Source organism: Pseudomonas sp. KCJK8993 (assembly GCF_046230915.1).
In the GTDB taxonomy this organism is placed as follows: domain Bacteria; phylum Pseudomonadota; class Gammaproteobacteria; order Pseudomonadales; family Pseudomonadaceae; genus Aquipseudomonas; species Aquipseudomonas piscis.
Genome location: NZ_JBJJLO010000047.1, coordinates 31,882 through 44,734, shown reverse-complemented (window position 1 = coordinate 44,734; position 12,853 = coordinate 31,882). Strand labels below are relative to the sequence as shown.

The window sequence follows — 12,853 nt, the reverse complement described above, 5'->3', positions numbered from 1 at the left end:
GCCCTGCCCCAGGCCGTTGAGCGCGCCGATGAAGGCCGGGCGCTGCTGGGCATCCAGCGCCAGCAAGCGCGAGCCCTTGCCCAGGGCGATCGCCCCCCAGGCCTTGCCGATGGCGATCTGCGGGCGCAGCAGGCTGGCGCCATCCTCCCTTTGCAAGGCCACCAGGTGACCACCGGCATCGAGTACCGCGATGGCCAGCGGCGCGGCACTGATCTTGCGCCCCGCCTGGATGGCCTGGTTGGCCAGGTTGACCGCGACTTTCAAGGTTAAAGCGCTCATGGGTGCCGTCCTCATCTTGTTATTGGAAAGCCTGGTGGAGCTTCTTTCAGGAGAAGCTAGATGCACTGAATAGAACACAATGAACATTGTTTTTGTATACAATATTTACTGAAATATAGCCCATGCGACAAAATGACACCGCTTTATCAGGGCTGAAAGCGCAGCCGATAGCGTCCAAGAAAAGCCATTGACCTGCGTAGCTTGCCGTGAATACACTCTGCGCAAAGCCACTTGTATACAATTACAAAACGTAAGAGGCACAAAATAATGAGCAAAATGAGAGCAATCGAAGCCGCCGTTCTGGTGATGCGCCGCGAAGGGGTCGACACCGCCTTTGGCATCCCGGGCGCCGCCATCAACCCGCTGTACTCTGCCTTGCAGAAGGTCGGCGGCATCGATCATGTGCTCGCTCGTCATGTCGAAGGCGCCTCGCACATGGCCGAGGGCTACACCCGCACCAAGGCCGGCAACATCGGCGTGTGCATCGGCACCTCGGGCCCGGCCGGCACCGACATGGTCACCGGCCTGTACAGCGCCTCGGCCGACTCCATCCCGATCCTCTGCATCACCGGCCAGGCACCACGGGCCCGCCTGCACAAGGAAGACTTCCAGGCCGTGGACATCACCAGCATCGTCAAGCCGGTGACCAAGTGGGCCACCACCGTGCTGGAGCCGGGCCAGGTGCCCTACGCCTTCCAGAAAGCCTTCCATGAAATGCGCTCCGGCCGCCCGGGCCCGGTACTGATCGACCTGCCGTTCGACGTGCAGATGGCGGAAATCGAATTCGATATCGACGCCTACCAGCCCCTGCCCCTGGCTAAACCCTCGGCCACCCGGGTCCAGGCCGAGAAAGCCCTGGCCATGCTGGCCCAGGCCGAGCGGCCGCTGCTGGTGGCCGGCGGCGGGGTGATCAATGCCGATGCCAGCGAACTGCTGGTGGAGTTCGCCGAACTCACCGGCATCCCGGTGATCCCGACCCTGATGGGCTGGGGCAGCATTCCCGACGATCACCCGCAGATGGTGGGCATGGTCGGCCTGCAAACCTCCCATCGCTACGGCAACGCCACCCTGCTCAAGTCCGATGTGGTGCTGGGCATCGGCAACCGCTGGGCCAACCGCCACACCGGCTCGGTGGACGTCTATACCGAAGGTCGCACGTTCATCCACGTGGACATCGAGCCAACCCAGATCGGCCGGGTCTTCACTCCCGACCTGGGCATCGTTTCCGACGCTGGCAGCGCCCTCACCGTATTCCTGGAAGTGGCCCGCGAATGGCAAGCGGCCGGCAAGCTCAAGGACCGCAGCGCCTGGTTGCATGACTGCCAGCAACGCAAGGCCAGCCTGCAACGCAAGACCCACTTCGACAACGTGCCGGTCAAGCCGCAGCGGGTCTACGAGGAAATGAACCAGGTGTTCGGCAAGGACACCTGCTACGTCAGCACCATCGGCCTGTCGCAGATCGCCGGCGCGCAGTTCCTCCACGTCTACAAGCCGCGCCATTGGATCAACTGCGGCCAGGCCGGCCCGCTGGGCTGGACCATTCCGGCGGCCCTGGGGGTGGTCAAGGCCGATCCGAGCCGCAAGGTGGTGGCACTGTCCGGGGACTACGACTTCCAGTTCATGATCGAAGAGCTGGCGGTGGGTGCGCAGTTCAACCTGCCGTATATCCACGTGGTGGTGAACAACTCCTACCTGGGGCTGATCCGCCAGGCCCAGCGCGGCTTCGACATGGACTATTGCGTACAGCTGTCCTTCGACAACCTCAACGCTCCCGAGCTCAATGGCTACGGCGTGGACCATGTCGCGGTGGCCGAAGGCCTGGGCTGCAAGGCCCTGCGAGTATTCGAGCCCAAGGACATCCAACCGGCCCTGCGCCAGGCCCAGGAACTGGTCGAAACCTTCAAGGTGCCAGTGGTGGTGGAGATCATTCTGGAACGGGTGACCAATATTTCCATGGGGACCGAGATCAACGCCATCAACGAATTCGAGGACCTGGCGCTGGTGGGCAACGACGCCCCCACCGCCATCGCCCTGCTCGACTAACCAGCCAGCACGACTCCCGTAGCCGTCCAGGCCCGCGCTCGAGCGCCAAGCCAACCCCGTCTTCGAGCGCCGCCAGGGTCCACCGGGCCTTGGCGCCTACTGCCCCGGCGACTACAGGACTTGATAGATCCACAGGAGACCACCATGCCGCGTTTTGCCGCCAACCTGTCCATGCTGTTCACCGAGCAGGATTTCCTCGCTCGCTTCAAGGCCGCCGCCGATGCCGGCTTCAGCGGGGTCGAGTACCTGTTTCCCTATGAATTCAGCTCGGCCGAAATCAAGGCCCAGCTCGACGCCCACGGCCTGACCCAGGTGCTGTTCAACCTGCCGGCCGGCGACTGGGCCAAGGGCGAGCGCGGCATCGCCTGCCTGCCCGACCGGGTCGCGGAGTTCCGCGCCGGGGTCGACCTGGCCATCGCCTATGCCCAGGTCCTGGGCAACACCCAGGTCAACTGCCTGGCCGGCATCCGCCCCCAGGGCGTGGATGAGGCCCTGGTGCAAAAGACTTTCGTCGACAACCTCAAGTACGCCGCCGACAAGCTCCAGGCCGTGGGCATCAAGCTGGTGATGGAAGCCATCAACACCCGCGACATTCCCGGCTTCTACCTGAACAACACCGCCCAGGCGCTGTCGATCCGCGAACAGGTCGGCAGTGCCAACCTGTTCCTGCAGTACGACATCTATCACATGCAGGTCATGGAAGGAGACCTGGCCCGGACCCTGGCCAACCACCTGGAGCAGATCAACCACGTGCAGCTGGCGGACAACCCCGGGCGCAACGAACCGGGCACCGGCGAGATCAACTACCGCTTCCTCTTCGAGCACCTGGAGCGCATCGGCTACCAGGGCTGGGTCGGCTGCGAGTACAAGCCGCTGACCACCACCGAAGCGGGCCTGGGCTGGCTCAAGAGCCACAACGCCATCTGATCGGCCATCGCGTCATCGTTCATCGAGGGCCAGGCTGCCCGCGAGATGGATGCCTTGGCACCCCGCAACCTGATAGAGCAATAAAAAGAGGATTTTCCCCATGGCTAAAATCGGATTCATCGGCACCGGCATCATGGGCCACCCCATGGCCGCCAACCTGCAGAAGGCCGGCCACAGCCTGCTGCTCTCGGAACACCACGGCAAGGCCCCGGCCGACCTGATCGCCGCCGGCGCCGTGGCCCTGGCCTCCCCCAAGGACGTGGCCCAGGAAGCCGAGTTCGTGATCATCATGGTGCCCGACACCCCGCAGGTCGAAGACGTGCTGCTGCGCGCCGACGGCGTGGCCGCCGGGATCGGCAAGGGCAAGATCGTCATCGACATGAGTTCGATCTCGCCCACCGCGACCAAGGCCTTCGCCGCCAAGATCAACGAAAAAGGCGCGCAATACCTGGACGCCCCGGTGTCCGGCGGTGAAGTCGGGGCCAAGGCCGCGACCCTGAGCATCATGGTCGGCGGCGACAGCCAGGCCTTCGAACGCGCCCTGCCGCTGTTCCAGAGCATGGGCAAGAACATCACCCTGGTCGGCGGCAATGGCGATGGCCAGACCGCCAAGGTGGCCAACCAGATCATCGTCGCCCTGAACATCCAGGCCGTGGCCGAAGCGCTGCTGTTCGCCGCGAAGAACGGCGCCGACCCGGCCAAGGTGCGCGAAGCGCTGATGGGCGGCTTCGCCTCCTCGCGCATCCTGGAAGTGCATGGCGAACGCATGATCAAGGGCACCTTCGACCCGGGTTTCCGTATCAACCTGCACCAGAAGGACCTCAACCTGGCCCTCAGCGGCGCCCGCGAGCTGGGCATCAACCTGCCCAACACCGCCAACGCCCAGCAGGTGTTCAGCACCTGCAACGCCATCGGTGGTGGCAACTGGGACCACTCGGCCCTGATCAAGGGCCTGGAGCACATGGCCAACTTCTCGATCCGCGACAAGCAGTAAGCCGTATTCGTAGTCGCCGCCCCGGGCTGTGCCGAGGTCCGCGGGAAACGCATCGCTGCGGGCCATGGACGGGCCCCGCCGACCCTGGCGCCGCCCCCGGCGGCGACTACACCTGTTCCACGTCCCCCATAACAAGAATCCGGGAGCCCGCCATGCCGGCCGATCCGCAACAATTGCTGCGTGAGCTGTTCGCCACAGCCATCGACGCCGCCCATCCGCAACATGTCCTCGAAGCCCACCTGCCCAGCGACCGCAGCGGCCGGGTCATCGTCATCGGCGCCGGCAAGGCCGCCGCGGCCATGGCCCAGGTGGTCGAACGCAGTTGGCAGGGCGAAGTCTGCGGGCTGGTGGTGACCCGCTACGGCCACGGCGCCCCTTGTCACAAGATCGAAGTGGTCGAGGCCGCCCATCCGGTGCCCGATGCCGCCGGCCTGGACGTGGCCCGACGCGTGCTGGAGATGGTCAGCGACCTGACGGAACAGGACCGGGTGATTTTCCTGCTGTCCGGCGGTGGCTCGGCGCTGCTGGCCCTGCCCGCCGCCAGCATCACCCTGGCCGACAAGCAGGCGCTGAACAAGGCGCTGCTCAAGTCCGGCGCCACCATCGGCGAGATGAATTGCGTACGCAAGCATCTCTCGGCGATCAAGGGCGGGCGCCTGGCCAAGGCCTGCTGGCCGGCCACGGTGCACACCTACGCGATTTCCGATGTTCCCGGCGATTTGGCGACGGTCATCGCCTCCGGGCCCACGGTGGCCGATCCCAGCACGTCGGCCCAGGCCCTGGCGATTCTCCAGCGCTACGCCATCGAGGTACCGCCGGCGGTACGCGCCTGGCTGCAGAGCCCCGAGTCGGAAACCGTCAAGCCCGGCGACCCGTGCCTGGCCCGCAGTCATTTCCAGCTGATCGCCCGGCCCCAGCAATCCCTGGAGGCGGCGGCGGTCAAGGCGCGCCAGGCCGGTTTCAGCCCGTTGATCCTTGGCGACCTGGAGGGCGAGTCCCGCGAGGTGGCCAAGGTCCACGCCGGGATTGCCCGCCAGGTGGCCCTGCATGGCCAACCCCTGGCCGCGCCCTGCGTGATCCTGTCCGGCGGCGAGACCACGGTCACGGTCCGCGGCAACGGCCGTGGCGGACGCAATGCCGAGTTCCTGCTGAGCCTGACCGACAGCCTCAAGGGCCATCCCGGCATCTACGCCCTGGCTGGGGACACCGACGGCATCGACGGCTCCGAGGACAACGCCGGGGCCATCATGACCCCGGAGAGCTTCGCCCGTGCCACGGCCCTGGGCCTGAACGCCAGCGACGAGCTGGACAACAACAATGGCTACGGCTACTTCGCGGCCCTGGACAGCCTGATCGTCACCGAGCCGACCCGCACCAATGTCAACGACTTCCGCGCCATCCTGATTCTCGAGACCACCCAACATGACGCCTGACAAGAAGGTCAAGATCCTCGCCACCCTGGGCCCGGCCACCGACGGTATCGAGGATATCCGTGAGCTGGTGCAAGCCGGGGTGAACATCTTCCGCCTCAACTTCAGCCACGGCAGCCATGCCGACCACGCCCAGCGCCACGCCTGGATCCGCCAGGTGGAAAGCGAGCTGAACCAACCCCTGGGGATTCTCATGGACCTGCAGGGGCCGAAGCTGCGGGTCGGCACCTTCAGCGCCGGCAAGGTCCAGTTGATACGCGGCCAGGCGCTGCGCCTGGACCTGGACCCGACCCCGGGCGATGCCCGGCGGGTCAACCTGCCCCATCCGGAAATCATCGCCGCGCTGGAGCCCGGCATGGACCTGCTGCTGGATGACGGCAAGCTGCGCCTGCGGGTCGACGCCCGGCATGCCGAGGCCATCGACACCACGGTGCTGGCCGGTGGCGAGCTGTCGGATCGCAAGGGCGTCAACGTGCCCCAGGCGGTGCTGGAGCTGAGCCCGCTGACCGCCAAGGACCGCCGCGACCTGAGCTTCGGCCTGGAACTGGGGGTGGACTGGGTGGCGCTGTCGTTCGTGCAGCGCGCGCAGGATATTCGCGAAGCCCGGGAACTGATCGGCAACCAGGCCTTGTTGATGGCCAAGATCGAGAAACCCTCGGCGGTGGCGCAACTGCGGGACATCGCCGAGCTCAGCGACGCGATCATGGTGGCCCGGGGCGACCTGGGGGTCGAGGTGCCGGCCGAAGCCGTGCCGCAGATCCAGAAGGACATCATCGCCACCTGCCGCCAGCTGGGCCGGCCGGTGGTGGTGGCCACGCAGATGCTGGAGTCCATGCGCTTCTCCCCGGCGCCCACCCGGGCCGAAGTCACCGATGTCGCCAATGCCGTGGCCGAAGGCACGGACGCGGTGATGCTCTCGGCGGAAACCGCCTCCGGCGAATACCCGCTGGAGGCCGTGCAGATGATGAGCAAGATCATCCGCCAGGTGGAAACCGGGCCGGACTACCAAACCCAACTGGACGTCAACCGGCCCCAGGCCGAAGCCACGGTGTCCGATGCCATCAGCTGCGCGATCCGGCGTATCTGCAGCATCCTGCCGGTGGCGGTACTGGTGAACTACAGCGAGTCCGGCAGCTCGACCCTGCGCGCCGCCCGGGAACGGCCGTCGGTGCCGATCCTCAACCTGACCCCCAACCTGCAGGCCGCGCGCCGCCTGTCCCTGGCCTGGGGCGTGCACTCGGTGGTCAACGACCGCCTGCGCCAGGTCGACGAAGTCTGCAGTACGGCCCTGGAGATCGCCCAGGCCCAAGGCCTGGCGCAGCGTGGGGACACGGTGGTGATCACCGCCGGTGTGCCGTTCGGCCAGCCGGGGACGACTAACTCCTTGCGTGTCGAAACCCTTCTCTGACCTGCCCCACTGCCGGTGCTGCGGCCCCGCTCCATCCAGAACTCTCCAGAGAGGGAGCCGTATGGACCGGACGCAGCCAACAGCGGCCGCACTGACCGATATCCATCATGCCGTCACAGTCGTTCAACGCTTTCTGCCCCGATTGGGCCACTGCCCTGCTCAATGGCTTCAGCCAGATCTTTCTCCAGCGCGACCCGCTGTGCGGCCTGCTGTGCCTGCTGGCGATCCTGGCCTGCGCCCCGGCGCTGCTCGGTGGCGCCCTGCTCGGCGCCCTGGCCGGGCTGCTGACGGCCCAGCAACGGGGCTACGCCAAGGCCGACCGGCAAGCCGGGCTGTTCAGCTACAACGGCGTGTTGCTCGGGCTGCTGCTGAGCCTGTACCTGCCCTGGACGATCTTGCTGCCGCCCTTGATCATCGCCGCCGGCGGCCTGAGCGCGATCCTCACCCAGCAGTGGCTCAAGCGCGCCCGGCAACCCGCCCGGCTGCCGGCCTATACCGCGCCCTTCGTCGGCCTCGGCTGGCTCCTGGCCGGCCTGTTCACGCCGCTGGCCGCCAACCCGGCGCCCACCGGACTATCGCCCATGGGGCTGCTGGGCGGCCTGTTCCAGGGCCTGGGCCAGGTGATGTTCCTCGGCGACTGGCTGGCGGGGCTGCTGGTCTTCGCCGGCCTGCTGCTGGCCAACCGCCGGGCGGCGATCTGGGCCCTGGGCGGCTCGGGGTTCGGCCTGGGCGTGGCGGCGATGCTGCAGGAGCCCGGCCAGGCGCTCTCGGGACTGGCCGGCTATAACTGCGCGCTGGTGGCCCTGGCGCTGGGGCAGATCGGCCTGCGCCCCTGGTGGCCGCTGCTGGGCATGGTCCTGGCGCTGCTGATCACCCCCGGCATCGCCGCGATAGGCTTGCCCCCACTCACCGGCCCCTTCGTCCTCGCCTGCTGGCTGGTGCTGGCCTGCAACCGGGTGTTGGGCCGCACCCCGCGCCGCGACGCGCCTTGCGCTAGCGCAACGAATCCACCTAGGCTTCGCTGATCTTCGATTCAGGCGATTTCCATGGGTAACAGCGACAACTGGCGGCAACGCCTCTACGTGATGATCTTCCAGACCGACACCGTGGCTGGAAGACGCTTCGATACCACCCTGCTGCTGATCATCCTCGCCAGCCTGGTGATCGTGATCCTCGACAGCATCGACCAGGTGCACCGCGACTACGCCAACGTCCTGGCGTACATCGAATGGGGCTTCACCCTGATCTTCGCCATCGAGTACGGGCTGCGCCTGTACTGCTCGCCCAAGCCGCTGCGCTATGCCTTCAGCTTCTACGGCCTGGTGGACCTGCTGGCGATCGTCCCCGGGATCCTCGCCCTGTACTACAGCGACGCCCAGTACCTGTTGATCATCCGCATCATCCGCATGCTGCGGATCTTTCGCGTGCTCAAGCTGGCGCCCTACCTCAAGCAGGCCCACTACCTGCTCGATGCCCTGCGCGGCAGCAAGCAGAAGATCCTGGTGTTCCTGCTCAGCGTCTGCACCCTGGTCACGGTGTTCGGCACCCTGATGTACGTGGTCGAAGGTCCGGAGCACGGCTTCACCAGCATTCCCAAGGGCATCTACTGGGCCATCGTCACCCTCACCACCGTGGGCTACGGCGATATCGTGCCCAAGACGGTGATCGGCCAGGTGATCTCGTCCATGGTGATGATCACCGGTTACTCGATCATCGCCGTGCCCACCGGGATCTTCACCGCCGAGCTGGCCAGCGCCATGCGCGGCGAGCAGCAGAAGCACGACTGCCCGGTGTGCCGCAAGAACAGCCACGAGCCGGCCGCCGCCTTCTGCTCACGTTGCGGCAATGCGCTGTTCAAGAAAATGGAATAAGCAAAGTCCCTTTCAATCTTTAAAGAGATATAGCGCCCCGGCTATAGTCGGCGGCAAATTGCCTTCACTCTCGAATAAAAGGAAATGTGCAGTGAAAAAACTCTTCAGCGCTTCGCTCCTGGCCGCCGGCCTGGCCCTGGCCGGCGCCGCCCAGGCCGCACCGACCCTGCTCAACGTTTCCTACGACGTGATGCGCGACTTCTACAAGGACTACAACGCCGCCTTCCAGAAACACTGGAAGGCCGAGCACAACGAGAACATCACCCTGCAGATGTCCTTCGGCGGCTCCAGCAAGCAAGCGCGCTCGGTGATCGACGGCCTGCCGGCGGATGTCATCACCATGAACATGGCCACCGACATCAACGCCCTGGCGGACAACGGCAAGCTGGTCCCGGACAACTGGGTCACCCGCCTGCCGGACAACAGCGCCCCCTTCACCTCCGCCACGGTGTTCATCGTGCGCAAGGGCAACCCCAAGGCATTGAAGGACTGGCCGGACCTGCTCAAGGACGGCGTGCAGGTGATCGTGCCCAACCCCAAGACCTCGGGTAACGGTCGCTACACCTACCTCTCGGCCTGGGGCTACGTGCTCAAGAACGGCGGCGACGAGAACAAGGCCAAGGACTTCGTCGGCAAGCTGTTCAAGCAGGCGCCGGTGCTGGACACCGGTGGCCGCGCCGCCACCACGACCTTCATGACCAACCAGATCGGCGACGTGCTGGTGACCTTCGAGAACGAGGCGGAAATGATCGCCCGCGAATTCGGCCGCGATCAGTTCGAGGTGATCTACCCGAGCGTCTCCGCCGAAGCCGAGCCTCCGGTGTCGGTAGTGGACAAGGTGGTGGAGAAGAAAGGCACCCGCGCCGCCGCCGAGGAATACCTGAAGTACCTGTGGTCGCCGGAAGGCCAGGAGATCGCCGCCAACAACTACCTGCGCCCACGGGATCCGAAGGTGCTGGCCAAGTTCACCGACCGCTTCCCGAAAGTCGACTTCCTCTCGGTGGAGAAGACCTTCGGCGACTGGCGCAGCGTACAGAAGACCCACTTCAACGATGGCGGGATCTTCGACCAGATCTACACCAACGCCAAGTGACCCCTCGCGGGTGAATGAAAAAAGCGACCCTGGTGGTCGCTTTTTTCATGCCTGATGGCGAGTTCAGAGTGCCCGTGCCGGATTGAACAACGCCGCCGTGGCCACCTGGTGCTGCTCCTCCAGCACCGCCTCGGCCTCGACTTCGATCAGCCACTCGGGCAGCGACAGGCCGCTGACGATGATCCACGAAGACGCCGGCGGCTGGCTGGCAAAGCGCTCCAGCAGCACCGCGCTGATGTGTTCCTGCTGGTCGCGGGCGGCTTCGGCGATGTAGATCCGCAGCATCACCACATCCGCCAGCGTTCCACCGGCCTCGGCCAACACCCGCTGGATATTGTCGAAGGCCTGCTCGGTCTGCTCCCGCAGGCCCGTGCCCACGGTGCGTTCATGTTCATCCACCCCCACCTGGCCGGACAGCAGCAGGCGCCGCCCGCCCCGCACCTCCACGGCCTGGCTGAAGCCGTATTGCAGCGAATTGAACACACTGGCTGGATTGAACGTCGACTTTTCCATAAGGCACTCCCGGCGCATTGAACGACCGGAAACCGTAAACCAAGGCTTTGGCGACTTCCACTGCAACCCGCGTGCTGCAACATTTGGCAATGCAAGCCTGGGCACCGCAGAGCCGGAGCGGGATCTTCCACGCCGCAGACAACGGCCTTACATGGGCGGAGCCACCCCGTCCTTGCCGGCGGAAATCGATTGCGCGATCAGTTTGCCGTCGGCGCCCTGGATGACGAACATCACCACCTTGACCCCGGCCTTGAGCAAGCTGCGATCCCCCGGCACCAGGTTGACGATGGGCACGTCGTCCGGCACCAGGATCTTCTGCTGGCCGCCCTTGTAGTTGACGGTCAGGGTCCGGCCATTGCTCACCACCAGGTCGCCGACGCTGCCATTGGTCATGCTGCTGCCCCGGGCCAGGTCGAAAGGCCGGTGGCCGTCACCGGTGCCGGCCATCTGCGGCGCGAACACATGCACTTCCAGGGCCTTGAGGGTGCCATCGGCCATGGGCATGGCCGCCGAGCCGATGTAGCTGCCCGGCTTGATGTCCTCGATGTTGGCCAGGGTCACGGCGCGGACCTGGGTCTGCGGCGTCAACTCGATGCTGACGTTCTCCCCGCTATTGGCATGCACCCGCAGCACATCGCCGCTAACACCGGTGATCTCCCCCCGCACGCCAATGCGCATGCCGGGCGCCTCCTGGGCCAGGGCACTGCCGAGCAGGGCCATCAGGGCGAAGCATTGGATAACGCACAACACAGGCAGAGATGGTTTCATGGCAACAAGGTCCTCGGCAGAGCGAAGCGGTACAGGACCGAGCCAGCAGCCGGCCCGGAAAGACCACCAGCCTGCTACCAGGCGCGAGCCAAGTAAATGCCTGGCCGGCGCCTGGGTGGACTGGCGGCCAGGCACGTCCCGCTTTTGCCGTTGCTCGAGATGCCTTACCCCCGGGCTCAGCTGGCGTCGATGTCTTCACCGGTTCGATCGCGAACCCACACCAGCACCAGGGTGGACAAGGCGACCGTCCCCATCATGTACCAGGCCGGGGCCAGGGGTTGTTCGGTCACCTGCAACAGCCAGGTCACGAAGAACTGGGCGAAACCGCCGAACACCGAGACGCCGATGCCGTAGGCCGCAGCCATGCCGCAGGTGCGTACGGACTTGGGGAACATCTCCGGCAGCATGGTGATCCCCGGCACGGTCTGCAGCGTCAGCAGCACCGATAACAAACCGATGATCAGCAACAGGCTGGCCAGGCTGGGAGCGGCGATCAACCACTGGAAGCACGGGACGATCGCCACCAGGGTCCACAGCCGCGAATGGAAGATCACCCGCTTGCGCCCCCAGCGATCGGCCAGCCAGCCCACCAGCGGCGACAAGAGGAAGCACACGGCTCCCACCACCACGCTGGCCAGCAGGCTGGAGGTGGTGGGCAAGCCCAGCACCCGGGCGGCATAGGCCGGCATGTAGAACGCGATGATCTGGGTCGAGACCATCGCGCCCAGCATCAGCAGCACGCTCTTGCCCAGGGTGGCCTTGTGCTGGCCGAACAATTCGCGCAACGGGCTGCTGCGGGCGGCCCGCTCCATGGCCTGCCGGCTATGGGCGCTGGATACGCCGGCCACGAGCGTGTCTTCCAGGTGCCGGCGAATGTACCAACCCACCGGGGCGGTGAGCATGCCGATGAAGAACGGGATGCGCCAACCCCATCCAGCCATCGCTGCCTGGCCCAGGCCAGCCACCAGGGCGGCGACCATGATCGCGCCGAGGAAAATCCCCAGGGATTGGCTGCCGAACTGCCAGCTGGCATAGAAGCCTCGCTGCGATGCCGGGGCATGCTCGACCAGCAAGGTGGTCGCCGCCCCCACCTCGCCCCCGGCGGCGAACCCCTGGATCAGCCGCGCCAGGACCATCACCAGCGGCGCGACCATGCCGATCTGGGCATAGGTCGGGGTCAGGGCCATCATCGCGCAACCCAGGCCCATGAGGAGCAACGTCAGGGTCAACGCCGAACGCCGGCCGAAACGATCGGAATAGGAACCGATCAGCAGCGCACCCACCGGACGCATCAGGAACCCCACGCCGAAGGTGGCGGTGGTCAAGAGCAATTGGCCGTAGGAGGAAGCCGAGGGAAAGAACAACGGGCCGATGAACAGCATCAGGAAGCTGAACACCGTGAAGTCGAAGAATTCCAGGGCGTTGCCGATAGTGGTACCGACAATCACCCGGCGGCGGGATACGCGAAGAGCAGGCGCCACCAGCGGCGCATAGGACTGCTGAACAATGCTCATGACGTTCTCCTGG

The 12,853-nt window shown here is 65.7% G+C and carries 12 protein-coding genes; 8 read left to right on the top strand and 4 right to left on the bottom strand.

Annotated features, from left to right (window positions below):
• The coding region (locus tag ACK6AU_RS16750) for a GlcG/HbpS family heme-binding protein (RefSeq protein WP_409300136.1) at nucleotides 1–279 on the bottom strand (279 nt) is incomplete at its 3' end.
• Between the two features lie 267 nt (nucleotides 280–546).
• On the opposite strand from ACK6AU_RS16750, the gene gcl reads away from it, so the two are divergent.
• The 8 genes from gcl (at nucleotide 547) to ACK6AU_RS16710 (ending at nucleotide 10,045) form a co-directional block, all read left to right on the top strand.
• Complete coding sequence (gene gcl, locus ACK6AU_RS16745) at nucleotides 547–2,322, top strand: glyoxylate carboligase (RefSeq protein WP_185700681.1); 1,776 nt, start codon at nucleotides 547–549, stop codon at nucleotides 2,320–2,322.
• A gap of 144 nt (nucleotides 2,323–2,466) precedes the next feature.
• The gene (gene hyi / locus ACK6AU_RS16740; protein ID WP_185700682.1) at nucleotides 2,467–3,249 is read left to right on the top strand and encodes a hydroxypyruvate isomerase; all 783 of its coding nucleotides are present in this window, start codon (nucleotides 2,467–2,469) and stop codon (nucleotides 3,247–3,249) included.
• Between the two features lie 100 nt (nucleotides 3,250–3,349).
• Nucleotides 3,350–4,243 (top strand): 2-hydroxy-3-oxopropionate reductase, encoded by an 894-nt coding sequence (locus tag ACK6AU_RS16735; protein WP_022643085.1) that lies wholly within the window; start codon nucleotides 3,350–3,352, stop codon nucleotides 4,241–4,243.
• A gap of 152 nt (nucleotides 4,244–4,395) precedes the next feature.
• Nucleotides 4,396–5,676, top strand: coding sequence for a glycerate kinase (locus ACK6AU_RS16730; RefSeq protein ID WP_409300133.1), 1,281 nt, complete (start codon nucleotides 4,396–4,398; stop codon nucleotides 5,674–5,676).
• Nucleotides 5,666–7,081: a pyruvate kinase gene (pyk, locus tag ACK6AU_RS16725; RefSeq protein WP_022643083.1), complete on the top strand. Its 1,416-nt coding sequence runs from the start codon at nucleotides 5,666–5,668 to the stop codon at nucleotides 7,079–7,081. The genes ACK6AU_RS16730 and pyk overlap by 11 nt, the downstream gene beginning before the upstream one ends.
• Before the next feature lie 107 nt (nucleotides 7,082–7,188).
• The gene (locus ACK6AU_RS16720; RefSeq protein WP_185700685.1) at nucleotides 7,189–8,106 is read left to right on the top strand and encodes an urea transporter; all 918 of its coding nucleotides are present in this window, start codon (nucleotides 7,189–7,191) and stop codon (nucleotides 8,104–8,106) included.
• Nucleotides 8,107–8,127: 21 nt separating this feature from the next.
• A complete protein-coding gene (locus ACK6AU_RS16715) occupies nucleotides 8,128–8,952 on the top strand; it encodes an ion transporter (protein WP_022643080.1) in 825 nt (274 codons plus the stop codon).
• Nucleotides 8,953–9,043: 91 nt separating this feature from the next.
• Nucleotides 9,044–10,045, top strand: coding sequence for a sulfate ABC transporter substrate-binding protein (locus tag ACK6AU_RS16710; RefSeq protein WP_068578499.1), 1,002 nt, complete (start codon nucleotides 9,044–9,046; stop codon nucleotides 10,043–10,045).
• A 63-nt stretch (nucleotides 10,046–10,108) separates the two neighbouring features.
• On the opposite strand, the gene ACK6AU_RS16705 is transcribed toward ACK6AU_RS16710, so the two are convergent.
• The 3 genes from ACK6AU_RS16705 to ACK6AU_RS16695 form a co-directional block, all read right to left on the bottom strand.
• Nucleotides 10,109–10,558 carry a RidA family protein gene (locus ACK6AU_RS16705; RefSeq protein WP_185700686.1) on the bottom strand — a complete coding sequence of 150 codons (450 nt, stop codon included), beginning with the start codon at nucleotides 10,556–10,558 and terminating at the stop codon, nucleotides 10,109–10,111.
• Nucleotides 10,559–10,705: 147 nt separating this feature from the next.
• Nucleotides 10,706–11,326: a hypothetical protein gene (locus ACK6AU_RS16700; RefSeq protein ID WP_185700687.1), complete on the bottom strand. Its 621-nt coding sequence runs from the start codon at nucleotides 11,324–11,326 to the stop codon at nucleotides 10,706–10,708.
• Nucleotides 11,327–11,502: 176 nt separating this feature from the next.
• A complete protein-coding gene (locus ACK6AU_RS16695) occupies nucleotides 11,503–12,840 on the bottom strand; it encodes an MFS transporter (RefSeq protein WP_409300129.1) in 1,338 nt (445 codons plus the stop codon).
• Between the last annotated feature and the right edge of the window lie 13 nt (nucleotides 12,841–12,853).

Excerpts from the sequence above, each read along its gene's own strand:
- ACK6AU_RS16735 (WP_022643085.1), top strand. The coding sequence starts at position 3,350 with ATGGCTAAAATCGGATTCATCGGCACCGGCATCATGGGCCACCCCATG.
- ACK6AU_RS16705 (WP_185700686.1), bottom strand. The coding sequence starts at position 10,558 with ATGGAAAAGTCGACGTTCAATCCAGCCAGTGTGTTCAATTCGCTGCAA.
- ACK6AU_RS16695 (WP_409300129.1), bottom strand. The coding sequence starts at position 12,840 with ATGAGCATTGTTCAGCAGTCCTATGCGCCGCTGGTGGCGCCTGCTCTT.
- ACK6AU_RS16715 (WP_022643080.1), top strand. The coding sequence starts at position 8,128 with ATGGGTAACAGCGACAACTGGCGGCAACGCCTCTACGTGATGATCTTC.
- ACK6AU_RS16700 (WP_185700687.1), bottom strand. The coding sequence starts at position 11,326 with ATGAAACCATCTCTGCCTGTGTTGTGCGTTATCCAATGCTTCGCCCTG.
- ACK6AU_RS16730 (WP_409300133.1), top strand. The coding sequence starts at position 4,396 with ATGCCGGCCGATCCGCAACAATTGCTGCGTGAGCTGTTCGCCACAGCC.
- gcl (WP_185700681.1), top strand. The coding sequence starts at position 547 with ATGAGCAAAATGAGAGCAATCGAAGCCGCCGTTCTGGTGATGCGCCGC.
- ACK6AU_RS16720 (WP_185700685.1), top strand. The coding sequence starts at position 7,189 with ATGCCGTCACAGTCGTTCAACGCTTTCTGCCCCGATTGGGCCACTGCC.
- hyi (WP_185700682.1), top strand. The coding sequence starts at position 2,467 with ATGCCGCGTTTTGCCGCCAACCTGTCCATGCTGTTCACCGAGCAGGAT.
- pyk (WP_022643083.1), top strand. The coding sequence starts at position 5,666 with ATGACGCCTGACAAGAAGGTCAAGATCCTCGCCACCCTGGGCCCGGCC.